The 15,121-nt window shown below is 71.5% G+C and carries 13 protein-coding genes and 2 tRNA genes; 11 read left to right on the top strand and 4 right to left on the bottom strand.

Annotation, left to right across the window (positions count from 1 at the left end; translation table 11 throughout):
- The first annotated feature begins 1 nt into the window (after position 1).
- Together ACIQCJ_RS08770 and ACIQCJ_RS08765 are read left to right on the top strand one after the other, a co-directional pair.
- The gene (locus tag ACIQCJ_RS08770; RefSeq protein ID WP_188285752.1) at positions 2 to 685 is read left to right on the top strand and encodes an AIM24 family protein; all 684 of its coding nucleotides are present in this window, start codon (positions 2 to 4) and stop codon (positions 683 to 685) included.
- 17 nt (positions 686 to 702) lie between these two features.
- Positions 703 to 1,464, top strand: a complete 762-nt coding sequence (locus tag ACIQCJ_RS08765; protein ID WP_355348694.1) for an AIM24 family protein — start codon at positions 703 to 705, stop codon at positions 1,462 to 1,464.
- A gap of 112 nt (positions 1,465 to 1,576) precedes the next feature.
- Here ACIQCJ_RS08765 and ACIQCJ_RS08760 read toward each other — a convergent pair whose 3' ends face one another.
- Together ACIQCJ_RS08760 and ACIQCJ_RS08755 are read right to left on the bottom strand one after the other, a co-directional pair.
- Positions 1,577 to 2,116, bottom strand: a complete 540-nt coding sequence (locus tag ACIQCJ_RS08760) for an NUDIX domain-containing protein (RefSeq protein WP_391044330.1) — start codon at positions 2,114 to 2,116, stop codon at positions 1,577 to 1,579.
- Positions 2,113 to 3,555 carry a zinc-dependent metalloprotease gene (locus tag ACIQCJ_RS08755; protein ID WP_355347395.1) on the bottom strand — a complete coding sequence of 481 codons (1,443 nt, stop codon included), beginning with the start codon at positions 3,553 to 3,555 and terminating at the stop codon, positions 2,113 to 2,115. Before ACIQCJ_RS08755 ends, ACIQCJ_RS08760 begins: the two co-directional genes overlap by 4 nt.
- A gap of 167 nt (positions 3,556 to 3,722) precedes the next feature.
- On the opposite strand from ACIQCJ_RS08755, the gene ACIQCJ_RS08750 reads away from it, so the two are divergent.
- From ACIQCJ_RS08750 to ACIQCJ_RS08735, 4 genes are all read left to right on the top strand, one after another.
- The gene (locus tag ACIQCJ_RS08750) at positions 3,723 to 4,826 is read left to right on the top strand and encodes an SDR family oxidoreductase (RefSeq protein ID WP_402711045.1); all 1,104 of its coding nucleotides are present in this window, start codon (positions 3,723 to 3,725) and stop codon (positions 4,824 to 4,826) included.
- 87 nt (positions 4,827 to 4,913) lie between these two features.
- Positions 4,914 to 5,393: a molybdenum cofactor biosynthesis protein MoaE gene (locus tag ACIQCJ_RS08745; protein WP_355347389.1), complete on the top strand. Its 480-nt coding sequence runs from the start codon at positions 4,914 to 4,916 to the stop codon at positions 5,391 to 5,393.
- A gap of 126 nt (positions 5,394 to 5,519) precedes the next feature.
- Positions 5,520 to 5,699: a hypothetical protein gene (locus tag ACIQCJ_RS08740; RefSeq protein ID WP_355347386.1), complete on the top strand. Its 180-nt coding sequence runs from the start codon at positions 5,520 to 5,522 to the stop codon at positions 5,697 to 5,699.
- A gap of 101 nt (positions 5,700 to 5,800) precedes the next feature.
- Positions 5,801 to 6,874 carry a PDZ domain-containing protein gene (locus ACIQCJ_RS08735; protein WP_402711044.1) on the top strand — a complete coding sequence of 358 codons (1,074 nt, stop codon included), beginning with the start codon at positions 5,801 to 5,803 and terminating at the stop codon, positions 6,872 to 6,874.
- Positions 6,875 to 6,946: 72 nt separating this feature from the next.
- On the opposite strand, the gene ACIQCJ_RS08730 is transcribed toward ACIQCJ_RS08735, so the two are convergent.
- A complete protein-coding gene (locus ACIQCJ_RS08730; RefSeq protein ID WP_355347380.1) occupies positions 6,947 to 7,504 on the bottom strand; it encodes a PPA1309 family protein in 558 nt (185 codons plus the stop codon).
- A gap of 132 nt (positions 7,505 to 7,636) precedes the next feature.
- On the opposite strand from ACIQCJ_RS08730, the gene ACIQCJ_RS08725 reads away from it, so the two are divergent.
- The 5 genes from ACIQCJ_RS08725 to ACIQCJ_RS08705 all read left to right on the top strand — a co-directional run bounded on the left by ACIQCJ_RS08725 (position 7,637) and on the right by ACIQCJ_RS08705 (position 14,730).
- Positions 7,637 to 10,528, top strand: a complete 2,892-nt coding sequence (locus ACIQCJ_RS08725; protein ID WP_401725600.1) for a UPF0182 family protein — start codon at positions 7,637 to 7,639, stop codon at positions 10,526 to 10,528.
- Positions 10,529 to 10,610: 82 nt separating this feature from the next.
- Positions 10,611 to 10,684: transfer RNA gene (locus tag ACIQCJ_RS08720), tRNA-Met, on the top strand.
- Between the two features lie 249 nt (positions 10,685 to 10,933).
- The gene (locus ACIQCJ_RS08715; RefSeq protein ID WP_402711043.1) at positions 10,934 to 12,877 is read left to right on the top strand and encodes a tetratricopeptide repeat protein; all 1,944 of its coding nucleotides are present in this window, start codon (positions 10,934 to 10,936) and stop codon (positions 12,875 to 12,877) included.
- A gap of 175 nt (positions 12,878 to 13,052) precedes the next feature.
- A tRNA-Met gene (locus ACIQCJ_RS08710) sits at positions 13,053 to 13,126 on the top strand.
- Between the two features lie 275 nt (positions 13,127 to 13,401).
- Positions 13,402 to 14,730, top strand: a complete 1,329-nt coding sequence (locus tag ACIQCJ_RS08705) for a HEAT repeat domain-containing protein (RefSeq protein ID WP_391161621.1) — start codon at positions 13,402 to 13,404, stop codon at positions 14,728 to 14,730.
- Here the strand turns inward: ACIQCJ_RS08705 and ACIQCJ_RS08700 are convergent.
- The gene (locus ACIQCJ_RS08700) at positions 14,696 to 15,106 is read right to left on the bottom strand and encodes a Fur family transcriptional regulator (protein ID WP_355347371.1); all 411 of its coding nucleotides are present in this window, start codon (positions 15,104 to 15,106) and stop codon (positions 14,696 to 14,698) included. The genes ACIQCJ_RS08705 and ACIQCJ_RS08700 overlap by 35 nt on opposite strands.
- Positions 15,107 to 15,121: the final 15 nt, after the last annotated feature.

Below are 15,121 nucleotides of genomic sequence, written 5' to 3'. Positions count from 1 at the left end.
CATGGACCAGCAGATGATCGCGGGCTACGCACCGGCACCGGTGGCCGCCCGGATGGAGAACCACGGCTCGTCGATGCTCAAGGTCGCCATGGTGACCGGCCAGGACCTCTTCGCGCGCACCGGCTCAATGGTCGCCTACGAGGGCTTCGTGCAGTACGAGCCCAACCCGCCCGCCGTACGGCAGATGGCCTCGGCCTGGCTGACCGGCGAGAGCGCCCCGCTGATGAAGTGCAGCGGTGACGGCCTGCTCTACCTCGCCGACTACGGCGCCGACGTGGTCTGTCTCAATCTCAACAACGAGTCGGTCTCCGTCAACGGCACGAATCTGCTCGCCTTCGACGCCCACCTCACCTGGGGTGTCGAGCGGGTCAAGGGGCTGGCCAAATTCGCCGGTCAGGGCCTGTTCAACGTCGGGGTCAGCGGTCAGGGCTGGGTCGCGGTGACCTCGCGCGGCACGCCGATCGTGGTCGACTGCGGCAGCGGCGCCGACGAGACCTACGTCGACCCGGACGCGCTCGTCGCCTGGTCGTCGGGGCTGAAGATGAAGGCCAAGCGCAGCTTCAGGGCCGGGGCGCTGATCGGCCGCGGCAGCGGGGAGGCATTCCAGATCGCCTTCTCCGGCCAGGGCTTCGTGGTCGTCCAGCCCAGCGAGGACAGCACTGACCGTCTCCGGATCCGGGGCTGAGGGGGAGCGACACCATCATGCAGAGCCCGCTTTTCGCATTCACCGAGGTCCAGAACCAGGACCACTACACCCTGCAGAATTCCTACCTCCTGCGGGTCCGCCTCGACGGCAACACCGGCCCCGACTGCCTGGCCCGCAAGGGCTCGATGGTCGCCTACCAGGGCATGATCGAATTCGACGGCGAGTACCAGTCGCAGGGCCAGCGCGGCGCCCGCCGCCACACCGGCGAGGGCCTCGACCTGATGCGCTGCTCCGGGCAGGGCACCGTCTACCTCGCCAACCTCGCCCAGCAGATCCACATCCTGGACGTCGACCACGAGGGCCTGACCGTTGACAGCGCGTACGTCCTCGCGCTCGACTCCGGGCTGCACTGGGACGTGATCGCGGTGGACAGCCAGTTCGGCCTGTCCGGCACGGGCGCGTACAACCTCAACATCTCGGGGCAGGGCAAGGTCGCCCTGATGACGTCGGGCAAGCCGCTGCTGATGCCGGTCACGCCCGACAAGTACGTGTCCTGCGACGCGGACGCCGTCGTCGCCTGGTCGACCAGCCTGCGCGTCCAGATGCAGGCCCAGACCAGCAGCTCCTCCGTCTTCCGCCGCCGCGGCAACACCGGCGAGGGCTGGGAGCTGAACTTCGTCGGCCAGGGATACGTCCTGGTCCAGCCCAGCGAGCTGATGCCGCCGCAGAACGCGGTGATCGGCCAGGGCGTACGCGCCCAGTACGGCATGGGCCCGCAGGGCCACGGTCAGAACCAGGGCAACATCTGGTCCAACTGACCTCGCCGTACGAGAGCCGCCGACCTCGTCGTACGAAGGCCGTGAAAAGCCGCACAAAAGAGGTGGCCGTTCAGGACCCGGGTCCTGAACGGCCACCTCTTTCCGGCCGGTGTCAGGCGCTCCGCGTCAGCGCGCGTATCCGGCCCAGCAGCGCCTGTACGGAGCTGTCGGCGACCGCCGCGACCTCGTCGTAGCCGAACCAGCGCAGATCCAGCGACTCGTCGCTGATCGCCTCGACGGCGCCCTCGGGGGCGACGACCGCGTACTGCACGTCCAGATGCCACGCGCAGGGCGTACGGTGCCGGTCCAGAGCCACCGGCTCGGGCCGCAGCAGGCCGAGACCGGCGATCCCGGACTCCTCCGCGCTCTCCCGCAGCGCCGCCCCGGCCAGGGTGGTGTCCTGCGGCTCGCAGTGGCCGCCGGTCTGGAGCCACATGCGCAGCTTGGCGTGCAGCGTCAGCAGGGCGCGCTCGCGCGGCGGGTCGACCACCAGCGCGCTCGCCGTGATGTGCCCGTCGGCGCACGCCTTCCACATGCCGTCGGGATACGCCGCCAGGTGCGCCAGATACTCCTCGCGCAGCCGCTCCTGCCCCTCGTCGGGCGCACTCCACCGCTCCAGGACGCCGACCGCGTCCGCGTGCAGAAGGCTCACTTGCCGGAGTCGCCGTCCTCGTCGGGGTTCTCGCCCTTGTCGGCCGCGTCGCCGGGCGCCTCGGGCTTGCGGTCGCCGCCGCTCGCGGCCTCGCCGAGCATCTTGTCCAGCTCGGAGAAGTCGACGCCCTCGCTGTGCACGAAGCCGTCCGGGTCGTCCAGGTCGGCGGCGGTCGGCAGCATGTCGGGGTGCGCCCACAGGCCGTCGCGGCCGTCGACACCGCGGGCGTCGGTCAGCGAGGCCCACAGCCGGGAGGCGTCCCGCAGCCTGCGGGGCCGCAGCTCAAGACCGATCAGGGTGGCGAAGGTCTGCTCGGCGGGACCGCCGGTGGCGCGGCGGCGGCGCAGCGTCTCGCGCAGCGCGCCCGCGGACGGCAGGTGCGGGGCGGCGGCCTCGTGCACGACCGCGTCCACCCAGCCCTCGACGAGCGCGAGGGCCGTCTCCAGCCGGGCCAGCGCCGCCTTCTGCGCCGGGGTGTCCTCGGGCTGGAACATGCCCTGCTGAAGCGCTTCCTGAAGCTGCTCGGGCTGCGAGGGGTCGAGCTGCCCCACCGCCTCCTCCAGCCGCGCGGTGTCGACCTTGATCCCGCGCGCGTAACCCTCCACGGCGCCGAACAGATGCGCGCGCAGCCACGGCACGTGCGCGAAGAGCCGCTGGTGGGCGCTCTCGCGCAGCGCCAGGTAGAGCCGCACCTCCTCCTGCGGGACGCCCAGGCCCTCGCCGAAGGCGGTCACATTCGCGGGGAGCAGCGCGGCCTTGCCCGCCGGGCCCAGGGGAAGGCCGACATCGGTGGAGCCGACGACCTCACCGGCCAGGGTGCCGAGCGCCTGCCCGATCTGGGAGCCGAACATCGCGCCGCCCATCGAGCGCATCATCCCGATCAGCGGGCCGGACATGGCCTGCATCTCCTCGGGCAGCACATCGCCCATCGCCCCGGCGACGCGCTCGGCGACCGGGTCGACCAGCTCCTTCCACACCGGAAGCGTCGCCTCGACCCACTCCGCGCGGCTCCAGGCCACCGCGGAGCCGGACCCGGACGGCAGCGAGGTGGCGCTGTCCAGCCACAGATCCGCCAGCCGTACGGCCTCCTCGACCCACGAGCGGTCGGCGCGGCCGACGGTCGCGTCCTTGACGCCGTCCTGGGTGCCCTGGGCGACCGTCTGGCGGGCGATGTCCTTGGCCATGTCCCAGTTCACCGGGCCGCCGTCGTAGGACAGCATCTGGCCGAGCTGCTGGAAGGCGGCCCCCAGGTCGTTGGGGTTGAGCGAGCCGAACATCGCCGCGAACGGGTTGTCGCCGGCGGCGCCGCCGCCGACGCCACCGAAGCCGAACGGGTTCGGCGCTCCGCCCTGGCCCCCTTCGCCCTTGTTCTTCCGGCCGTCGTCCCCGTCCTCGGGCTCCTCGGGAGGGACGCCGAATCCGAATGGGTTGTCACTCACGGGATTCCTCGGCTCTGTGTTGTGATGGGCTGGGGTTGTGTCGGGCTCGGTGTACGGGCAGTACCTCCAGCCTAGACACGTGTCAGGCAGGATGGCTGCGTACCGACGTCACGCCGATGGCGTGCGCCAGCCGCACCCGTACTTGAAACAACCGTGGGAGACACCCGGTGAGTTCCCCAGAAGGACACGTTCGCCCAGAGCGGAGCGCGGGCAGGGCCGCGTCGGGACCGGTGGTCGCGATCACCGGCGCCGCGTCCGGCGTGGGCCGCCAGCTGGCGCTCAGGCTCGTGGAATCCGACCAGGTCAAGAAGGTCGTGGCGATCGACGAACGGCGCGGTGACGTGCCCGGTGCGACCTGGCGGGTGCTCGACGTGCGGGACCCGGCCATCGCCGACAAATTGCGCGGCGCGGACGTCGTCGTCCACCTCGCGCTCGACCTGGACCTGGAATCCGACGCCAAGGCGCGGTCCGCGTTCAATGTGCGCGGTACGCAGACCGTACTGACCGCCGCCGCTGCCGCGGGCGTGCACCGCGTGGTGCTGTGCACCTCGGCGATGGTCTACGGCGCCCAGGCCGACAACGACGTGCCGCTCGCCGAGGACGCCCCGCTGCGGGCCACCTCGGAGGCCAGCTTCGTGGACGACCTGCTGGAGATCGAACGGCTCGGCCGCCGCGCCCCGCGCGCCCACCCCGGCCTCAATGTGACGGTTCTGCGCCCTGCCGTCCTGGTCGGCGGCACGGACACCGCGCTGACCCGCTACTTCGAGTCGCCGCGGCTGCTGGTGGTGGCGGGCAGCAGGCCGTGCTGGCAGTTCTGCCACGTCGAGGACCTGGTGTCGGCGCTGGAGTACGCCGTCCTGGAGAAGGTCGACGGCGAGATGGCGGTGGGCTGCGACGGCTGGCTGGAGCAGGAGGAGATCGAGGAGCTGACCGGGATCCGGCGCATGGAGCTGCCCGCGGCCATCGCCTTCGGCGCCGCCGCCCGGCTGCACCGCCTCGGCCTGACCCCGTCGCCCGCGGGGGACCTCGCGTACACGATGCACCCGTGGGTGGTCAGCGGCAGCCGCCTGCACGAGGCGGGCTGGCGCCCGCAGTGGTCCAACGAGGAGGTGCTGGCCGAGCTGCTCGCCGAGGTCGAGGGCCGCAATTCGCTCGCGGGCCGCAGGCTCGGCCGCAAGGACGCCACGACGCTGGGCGCGGCGGGCGCCACGGTCGCGCTGGTCGGTACGGCGGCGCTGGTGCGCAGGGCCCGCAAGCGGCGCGGCCTCTAGATCCGATAGATCCGAAGGCGTGTCCGTCGCCCCGCGGCGGTGGAAGCCGCTTTCCGTATCGCGGGCATATGAGGCAGCATGTGCCGCATGGCATCCACGCACGGCGAACACGCCGCCCCCGCCGACCGCGCCCGGGCCGCCGACGGTCCGATCCGGCTGCTCGCGATCCGCGACACCCCGCTGTCGCTGGACGAGGTCTTCGCCTCGGTCGGCGACGACGCGGCCGGCGGCACGGCGCTGTTCGTCGGGACGGTACGCGACCACGACGGCGGTTCGGCCGCCGAGGTCACCGGTCTGGCGTACTCGGCGCACCCCAGCGCGGAGGCCGAACTGCGCGGGATCGCCGAGAAGATCGCCGCCGACTACCCGGTACGCGCGCTGGCCGCCGTCCACCGGGTGGGTGAACTGCGGGTCGGCGACATCGCGGTGATCGTCGCCGTCTCCTGCCCGCACCGCGGCGAGGCGTTCGAGGCCAGCCGCCGCTTCATCGACGACCTCAAGAGCGAGGTCCCGATCTGGAAGCACCAGACGTTCACCGACGGCACCGAGGAATGGGTCGGCGTCTAGGGCCTGTCCGGCGGATCGTGAGCGACGCGCGGGGGCGTAACCCCGTACCCCACCGGGCCGTTGGTGCACAGAGCGGTTAATCTGCTCATACGTCCGTTTTGGTGTACATGGGGTCGGGAGTTCGACGTGGCAGCACTCGCTTGGTTGCTCATTCCGTTGGTCGCCGCGGTGTTCGCCGCGGTCTGGGCACGCTGGGCGTCGCACACCCGCACCACCGGGGACGGCGCGTCGCTCGCCGGGTACGAGCGGTTCCGGCAGGCCATGCAGGCCGAGTCGGCGGAGAAGCCGGACACCGAGACGGTCTGAGGACCGGGCACCGGGACGGCAGAACAGGCGCCGCACGGCCGCGTACCCGTCCGGACTCACCCCGCGGGCCGGTTGTCCGGCGGTTCCCGTAGGGTCGTGCCATGCCACGCCGCACCGCGACGCTGCTCGCCTCGACACTGACGCTGATAGCGCTGCTGTGCATCGCGCTGCTGGCTCCCGCACCGTACTCGGAGATGTCGCCGGGACCGACGGTGAACACGCTCGGGAGCTACGACGGCGAAATGGTCATCCAGATCGGCGGCCACAAGACGTACGCGACGTCGGGTCACCTCAACATGACCACCGTGCGGGTCACCGGCGCCGACTACTCCATGAACCTGGTGGAGTCCCTGCTCGGCTGGGCGCGGCGGGACGACAAGGTCGTGGAGCACGACACGCTGTACCCGAAGGGGCAGACGGCCCAGGAGGCCGACCAGCAGAACGCCGAGGAGTTCAGCCAGTCACAGGACAGCGCCAAGTACGCGGCGCTGACCTCGCTGAAGATCCCCGTGCCCTCACGGGTGATCGTGGCGGCCGTCGTCAGCGGCGGGGCGTCCGAAGGCGAACTGCACGCGGGCGATGTGATCAAGGCCGTCGACGGCACCGAGATCACCAAGGCCGACCAGGTCGCGGGCCTGGTCACCAAGCACAAGCCGGGCGAGAAGGTGGTCTTCACGATCATCCCGGCCGCCGACGCGAAGAAGAAGCTGGACACCACGCAGAAGGTGACCATCACCACCCGCGCCTCGGACGACGGCGGCCCGTCGCGCGCCGTGGTCGGCATCCAGGCGGGCGTCGAGCACCTGTACCCGTTCACCATCGACATCAAGCTCGCCGACGTCGGCGGACCCAGCGCGGGCATGATGTTCGCGCTCGGCATCATCGACAAGCTGACGCCCGACGACCTGACCGGCGGCAAATTCGTCGCGGGCACCGGCACCATCGACGACAACGGCAAGGTCGGACCGATCGGCGGCATCAGCCTGAAGACGATCGGCGCGCGCGACAAGGGCGCGCAGTTCTTCCTCACCCCGGCCGACAACTGCGAAGAGGCCGCCAAGAGCATCCCCTCGGGCCTCACCCTGGTGAAGGTGAAGACCCTCGACGACGCCTTGGCGGCGCTGAAGGACATCAAGTCGGGCAACGACGCGGCGCTGCCGAGCTGCAAGAGCTGAGACCGGCTCGGTCCCGGTCAGCTCAGACCCGGTCAGCTCAGGTCGGTTCAGCCCGGCGGCGCCACCGGGCGCTCAGACCTCGAAGGTCGCCGACAGCGCCTCCGCCAGACCCGGCACCAGATCGGAACCGGTCAGCACCTCGGTCGGCGTGTCCTTGGCCCGCAGCCGTACGGCCGACTCCCGCGCGCCGTCCCGCAGCACCGCGACCGTCATCCGCACCTCCTGGCGCTGCGGGTGCGCCGCCACCCACGTGGCCAGCGAGGCGTCGTCCAGGCCCTCGGGGATGGCCGCCTCGGCGGCGGGCGGCAGCATCAGCCGCTCCACGGTCAGCGCGCAGCCCGCGATCACCTCGGGCCACGCGATCGTCGCCAGGAACTCGTCGAGCGCCGTACCGGACGGCAGCTCGTCCTGCTCGATCGGGGTCAGCGACCCCGTCTCGTTCGTCTCGGTCAGGCCGAGTTGATCGGCGAGGCCGGGTTCCTGCGTACGGAGCTGCGCGGTGTCGACAAGGGCGAACAGCCGTGCGGGCCGGTCCCAGCCGAGGCCGGACGCGTACTCGTCGATTTCCAGTACGGCACGGGTCAGCGGGCTCGCCGCGAGCGGTGCACCATCGGTCGCATTGTTGGACATGGTCAGTATCCTGCCTCTTCCCTTGCCGGAATCGGGAACCGGCCAAAGCGTAGGTAAGTTGCACCAGTGGGAGTCCGACCCGGGACACCCCAGAAATACGGACAATTCGAGGTGCGCACCTTGGTATTCGAGATGCCGGACCGCGGCGGAGGATCGTCGGGGCCACGGATCAGAGTCGGCCGCCCATCCCGGCGGACCCGGACGTTGCTCATCACGATCGGCGTGCTCGCCGGTCTGATGATCGCGTTCGTGATCTTCGCGGGATTCTGGACCGACTGGCTCTGGTACCGATCGGTTCACTACTCGTCGGTCTTCACCACCACGCTCTGGACCAAGGTCGGTCTGTTCTTCGTCTTCGGCCTGCTGATGGCCGGAGCGGTCGGCGTGAACATCTATCTGGCACACCGGCTCCGCCCGCCGCTCAGCGCGATGTCGCTGGAGCAGCAGAGCCTCGACCGCTACCGGATGGGTCTCGCGCCGTACAAGAAGTGGGTGCTCCTCGGGGTCTGCGCGGTGGTCGGGCTCATCGCCGGCGGATCGGCCTCGGGGCAGTGGCGGCTGTGGCTGCTGTGGACGAACGCCACGAAGTTCAACGTCAAGGACCCGCAGTTCCACAAGGACGTGTCCTTCTACGCCTTCGACCTGCCCTGGTACCGCTTCCTGCTGAGCTTCGGCTTCGCGGCCGTGGTGCTCTCACTGGTCGCCGCCGCCCTGGTGCACTACCTGTACGGCGGGCTGCGGATCACCTCGCCCGGCGGCCGGGCCACGGCCGCCGCCACCGGGCATCTGTCGGTCCTGCTGGGCATCTTCATCTCGCTCAAGGCGGTCGCCTACTGGCTGGACCGCTACGGCCTCGCGGTGAAGTCCAGCGGCTTCAAGGCCACCGACAACTGGACCGGTCTGCGGTACGTGGACGCGAACGCGTATCTGCCCGCCAAAACGATCCTGTTCTGCATCGCGGTGATCTGCGCGCTGCTATTCTTCGCGACGCTCTGGCGCCGCACCTGGTCGCTGCCGATGATCGGCTTCGGCCTGATGGTGCTCTCGGCGATCCTGATCGGCGGCCTCTACCCGGCCATCGTGCAGAAGTTCCAGGTGCAGCCGAACGAGGCGGCCAAGGAAGCGCCGTACATCCAGAAGAACATCGATGCCACGCGGGCCGCGTACGGCATCAAGGACAGCCAGGTGAAGCCGTACAGCGGCACCAGCGAGTCCAGTACGGAAAAGCTGCGGGCCGACGCGGACACCACGGCGAGCGTGCGCGTGCTGGACCCGAACGTGGTCTCGCCCACGTACCAGCAGTTGCAGCAGACGCGCGGCTACTACGCCTTCCCCTCCACGCTCGACGTCGACCGCTACAGCGACGCCAAGGGCAAGGAGCAGGACACGGTCGTCGGCCTGCGCGAGCTGAACATCAACGGCATCCCCGAGAACAACTGGATCAACGACCACTTCAAGTACACCCACGGCTACGGCATCGTCGCCGCCAAGGGCACCGACGTGTCCGGTGACGGCTCACCGGCCTTCACCGAGAAGGACCTGCCGACCACCGGCCAGCTCGGCACGTACGAGCAGCGGGTCTACTACGGCGAGCGGACGACGCAGTACTCGATCGTCGGCGGTCCGACCCAGGAGATCGACTACACCGACGCGGGCGGCGAGAAGCCGTTCACGTACACCGGCAAGAGCGGCGTGGACCTGTCCAACCCGCTGACGCGGGCGGCGTACGCGGTGCAGTTCGGCGAGCCGCAGATCCTGTACTCGGGGGCGATCGGCAAGGGCTCGAAGATCCTCTACAACCGCACTCCCAAGGAGCGGGTGGAGTCGGTCGCGCCCTGGCTGACCATCGACGGCGACCCGTACCCGGCCGTGGTCAACGGCCAGGTGGAGTGGATCGTCGACGCGTACACCACCACCAACGGCTATCCGTACGCGTCGCGCACCACGCTCGGCGACACCACGACCGACTCGCTCACCGACGACCAGCGGTCCGTCATCGCGCAGCAGAATCAGGTCAACTACATCCGCAACTCGGTCAAGGCGACCGTGAACGCGTACACCGGTGAGGTCACGCTCTACCAGTGGGACACCCAGGACCCGGTGCTCAAGACGTGGATGAAGGCGTTCCCGCACACGGTGCAGCCGAAGGACAAGATCAGCGCCGAGCTGATGGACCACCTGCGCTACCCGCAGGACCTGTTCAAGGTGCAGCGGCAACTGCTCACCAAGTACCACGTCACCAAGGCGTCCACCTTCTACACCGGCAGTGAGGTGTGGGAGGTCCCGGACGACCCGGCCGCCCAGACGGGCAAGGCGGTGCCGCCGTACTACCTGAGTCTGAAGATGCCCGACCAGTCGGAGCAGGCGTTCTCGCTGACGTCCACCTTCACGCCGAACGACCGCTCCAACCTGAGCGCGTTCATGGCGGTGAACGCCGACGCGTCCAGCAAGGACTACGGCACGATCAGAGTGCTGCAACTGCCGCCGAACACCACGGTCGACGGGCCCAAACAGGTCCAGGCCAAGCTCAACTCCGACAACAAGGTCGCGCCGCAGATCAACCAGCTCAAACGGGCGGGCGCGGACACCACCGTGGAGTACGGCAATCTGCTCACCGTGCCGATGGACGGCGGGCTGATGTACGTGGAGCCGGTGTACGTACGCGGCGCGGGCAACAACTACCCGCTGATGAAGAGCGTGGTGGTGCTCTTCGGCGACCGGATCGGCTTCCAGCCCACGCTGAAGGCCGCGCTGGACGAGGTGTTCGGCCCCGACGGCGAGTCGACGACGAAGCCGCCGCCGGACGACACCACGCAGCCGCCGACGACGACCAGCCCGCCGACCACCAGCCCACCGGGCGACGCGACGCTGGAGCAGGCCCTGACGGACGCTCAGAAGGCGTACGACGACGGTCAGGCGGCGCTGAAGAAGGGCGACTGGCAGGCGTACGGCGAGGCGCAGAAGAAGCTCTCCGAGGCGCTGAAGCAGGCGCGGGAGGCGGAGAAGGCGGCCAAGGGGACATAAGGCGGGGCCGATCGACCTGATGGGTCGACAAGCGGGCTGATCGGGTGACACTCCGCGTCGTGGTACGGTGAGGACACAACGACGCGGGGTGGAGCAGCTCGGTAGCTCGCTGGGCTCATAACCCAGAGGTCGCAGGTTCAAATCCTGTCCCCGCTACTGTACGAAGAGGGCCAAAGTCAACTGACTTTGGCCCTCTTCACTTATATGGGGGATGTTCGGCGAACGGGGTTTCGCAAGCCGCCTTGTCGGGAAGTCGACAAACCGCTGAAGTGACCAATCGGGTTGCGGTATACCAGGTGTACGGCGGTAGTGGACGGTGCGACGATGGACCTCATGGGGGATGGTGCAAGACTGCTGAACACTCGTCAGATCCACGAACGGCGTGGTTCTACGGGCGATGTCGACATGTCGACCGAAAGGTTGGCCCAGGAGTCGGCTTCGACGCCCGTGACCGCGTCCGCGACCGTGCCCGTCACCGCGACCGCGCTGCTGCCCGCACCGCGCCCGTCGGCTGAGCAGCCCGCGTCCGCCGAACTCACCGCGTCCACCGGGACGGTGGCCACCCGGTCCCTGGGGCCCGTCGCCGCCCCGGTCCCGGCCGCCGGGCTCAACGACCTGCCCGGGCTTCCCGAACCGACCGACGAGGACGGCCTCGCGCTCCGCGAGGAGGCCGAGATCGAGGCGCGCCACCGGCACGCCGCCGACCTCGGCGACCCGTACGCCATGAGCGCGCTCGGCACGCTGCTGCTGCGCCGCGGCGACCTCGACGGCGCGGAGCCGTACCTGCGCGCCGCCGTCACGCACGGGGACCGCGCCGCCGCCAACAACCTGGCCCTGCTGCTGCACCAGCGCGGTTACGCCGACGAGGCGGCCGACTGGTGGCGGACCGCCGCCGTGGCGGGCTCCGCGCCCGCCGCGCACGCGCTGGGCCGGCACTACCGCGAGCGCGGCGACGAGCCCGCGGCCGAGTACTGGCTGCGGCAGGCCGCCGAGTCCGGCCACACGCTGGGCGCGTACGCGCTGGCCGACCTGCTCGAACACCGGCGCGAGAGCGGCGCCGAGCGCTGGTTCCGCGCCGCGGCCGAGCACGGCCACCGCGAGGCCGCGTACCGCCTCGCCCGGATATGCGCCGCGCGCGGCCAGAACCACGAGGCCGAGCAGTGGTACCGGCAGGCCGCCGCGCGCCGCCACCGGCGGGCCGCGCTGCGCCTGGGCACGCTCCTGGAGGAGCGCGGCGAGCAGGCGGAGGCGGGCCGCTGGTATCTGACGGCCGCCAGGGACGGCGAGGCGCGGGCCGCCTGCGCGCTGGCGTTCCTGCTGCGCGACGCGGGCGACATCGACCAGGCCGCCACCTGGTGGCGGCGCGCCGCCCAGGCGGGCGACGGCCAGGCCGCCAACGCGCTCGGCGCGCTGCACGCCCAGGAGGGCGAGACGCAGACCGCCGAGCGCTGGTACCGCACGGCCCTGGACGCGGGCGACATCAACGGCGCCTACAACCTCGGCCTGCTCTGCGCGGGCCAGAGCCGCAACGCGCAGGCCGAGCAGTGGTACCGCAAGGCCGCGTACGCCGGACACCGCGAGGCCGCCAACGCGCTGGCCGTGCTGCTGCTCCAGCGCGGCGACGCGATGGGCGCCGAGCCGTGGTTCTCCAAGGCCGCGGAGGCGGGCAGCATCGACGCCGCCTTCAACCTCGGCATCCTGCACGCCGGGCGCGAGGAGGCCGACACCGCGCGCGCCTGGTACGAGCGGGCCGCCGCCGCCGGGCACGCCGAGGCCGCCCTCCAGGTGGCCATCGCGCTCCAGCGCGACGGCGACCACCACGCCGCCGAGCGGCACCTGCGGTGCGCCGCGGGCGGCGGCAGCCCGGAGGCCGCCTTCCGGCTCGGCGCGCTCCTGGAGCGCAGGCAGCGCGAGCGGGACGAGGGCGACGCGGGCGTGGAGGCCACGGGCAGCGTCGAGGCCGAGGAGTGGTACGAGCGGGCCGCCCGGCAGGGGCACCGCCGCGCCCAGGTACGGCTCGGCATGTGCGCCGCCAAGCGCGGGGACGTGGTGGACGCGGCGCACTGGTACCGGCAGGCCGCCGAGGCCGGTTCCCGCAACGGGGCCTTCAACCTCGGGCTGCTGCTGGCCCGCGAGGGCGCCGAGCCCGAGGCCGCCATGTGGTGGACGCGGGCCGCGGACGCCGGGCACGGCCGCGCCGCCCTGCGGATGGCGCTGCTCTCCGCCCGGCGCGGCGAGCTGGCCGAGGCGCAGCACTGGTGCTCCCGCGCGGTCACCTACGGGCCCGCCGAGGTCGCCGAGCGCGCGGCCCGGCTGACCGCCGCGGTCAAGCACGAGCTGACCGCGTGAGCCGACGGTCGTCAGCGGCGGTTGACCAGGTCATCCGTACGGTTCCTGACCGTTTCCGGCTGAGGGGCGCCCCGCCCGGGGCACCCCTCAGCCGGAATGGCCACCCGCTCCGACGGTCGCCCGCCTATGGATTTGCGCTGGTCAGGAACGCTGGTCTACAGTGAGGGCACAACGACGCGGGGTGGAGCAGCTCGGTAGCTCGCTGGGCTCATAACCCAGAGGTCGCAGGTTCAAATCCTGTCCCCGCTACGGAAAAAGAAGGCCCGGAAGCCATTGGCTTCCGGGCCTTCTTCCTGTGCGACACCGGTCGTCGGCCGGGCTCCGGGGCCGGGTCGCTGGGCGCTGCGCGCGCGGCGGCACCACGCGCTTTCTCTTAGTCTCCTTGTGCGGGCTTCTTATTCGGGCAAAGACCCGCCGAACCGTCTTGGGCGCGGCACCTTCGCGCGCGATCCTGGTCGGGTACGACGGGCGAGGAGGCGGGATTGCTGCGCAGGCGGCGAGGGCGATCCGAGGCGGGTGTCACCGTGGTGGACACGGGACGCTGGCAGCGCTGGTGCGAGGCCGCGCTCGGCGGGCGTCGCGAGGACGCGGTGACCTTGCTCGCGGGCCTGCGCGCCGTCGTCGAGGACGGACCGCCGTACGACAGGGCCGCCGCGCTCGCCGCGCTCGGCGACGCTCCCGCGGACCTCCTGCTGCTGCTCGACCGGCACGCCAGGCCCTGGCACGGCGGCGGCGCCCACCGCTGGGCCGCCGGCGGCCACGCCGGTGTCGATCCGCTGCGTCTGCTGCTGGCCTCGCTCGACGAGGACGGCCGGGTGCGGGCCGGGGCCGTCGAGAGCCTGGCCGGGTGCGGCGGGCCGCTGGCCGTGGCCGCGCTCGCCCTGCGGACGGTCGACTGGGTGCCGGAGGTGAGCGAGCGCGCCACCGCCGCCCTGGTGGCCCGCAACGCGCCGGACGAGGTGGCCGCGGCCGTCCGCGTCCTGCTCAGGCTCGGCGGCAGGCGCCGGGCGGGCGGGCTGCTCGCCTCGTACCGCGCGGTGCTGAGCGAGCCTCCGCACCGCCGCGCCGTGCGGGCGCTGGCCGCCGACTCCGACCCGCTGGCCCGCCGCTTCGGCGTCGAACTCGCCCTGGACCTCGGCAGTTACGTCCGCGGCGACCTGCTGCGGACCGCGCTGCACGACCGCGACCAGGTCTGCCGCAGGCTCTGCGCACAGCGGCTGCTGGAGCTCGACCCCGACCAGGCGGGCCGGTTGATGTGGGCGCGCGGCGCGGGCGTACGGGAGCTGGCGGTGGCCGCGCTGCCCGGCGACGTGCCCGCCACGCGGCTGGTCGCGCCGCTGGCCGACCGGGCCAGGATGGTACGGGCGCAGGCCCGTTGGCAGTTGTACCGGCGCGGGGAGCCGCCCGCCGACGTCTACCGCAGGCAGCTCCGCAAGGTCGGCAGGACGACCGCGCCCCGGCTCGTCGCGGGACTGGCGGCCGGTCTCGGGGAGTGCGGGGACGCCTCCGACGCGGCGCTGCTGACGCGGCTGCTCGGACCCCGCGAGCGCGATCATGCCGAGAACTGGCCGCCGATGGTGCGCAGGGCCGCCGCCCGCGCGATCGGACGGCTGGCCAAGCCCGCCGAACTGGTCGGCCTGCTCGGCCCGTTGGCGACCGACCCCGATCCGGGCGTGGCGCGCGAGGTGTTCGAGGCGCTGGCCCGAGTGCCGGCCGATGTCCCGGTGGAGACCCTGTGGGTCGGCAGGACCCGTACGGAACCGGCCGTACGCAGGGCCGCCGAGCGGATCGGCGGCAGGGCCTGCGAGCGGACCGTGCCTACGAGCAGTCCGGGCACAGTCCCCGGTAGGTGACCTCGGCCGCCTGGACCGCGAAGCCGAAGCGTTCGGTCGGGGGGAGGGCCGCGAGCGGGTCGCCGTGCGGGTGGACGTCGCGGATGGTGCCGCAGCGGGAGCAGACCAGGTGCTGGTGCGGCCGGTGCGCGTTGGGGTCGTAGCGCTTGGCGCGGCCGTCGGTGGCGACCTCGATGATCTCGCCGATGCTCACCATCTCGCCCAGCGTGTTGTACACGGTGGCGCGGGAGATCTCCGGCAGCCGTGCGATGGCACGCGCGTGCACCTCGTCGGCGGTGAGATGGACATGGTCGCCGTCGAGGACCTCCGCCACCACGCGCCGCTGGGCGGTCAGCCGCCAGCCGCGTTCGCGCAGTCGTTCCAGCAGGTCGCTCATGCGAGCCAGGGTAAC

Origin of the sequence: Streptomyces sp. NPDC093221 (assembly GCF_044753885.1) — a bacterium.
Taxonomy (GTDB): Bacteria; Actinomycetota; Actinomycetes; order Streptomycetales; family Streptomycetaceae; genus Actinacidiphila.
The sequence above is the reverse complement of the archived record's forward strand: the minus strand, read 5'-3'. Positions and strand labels throughout refer to the sequence as shown.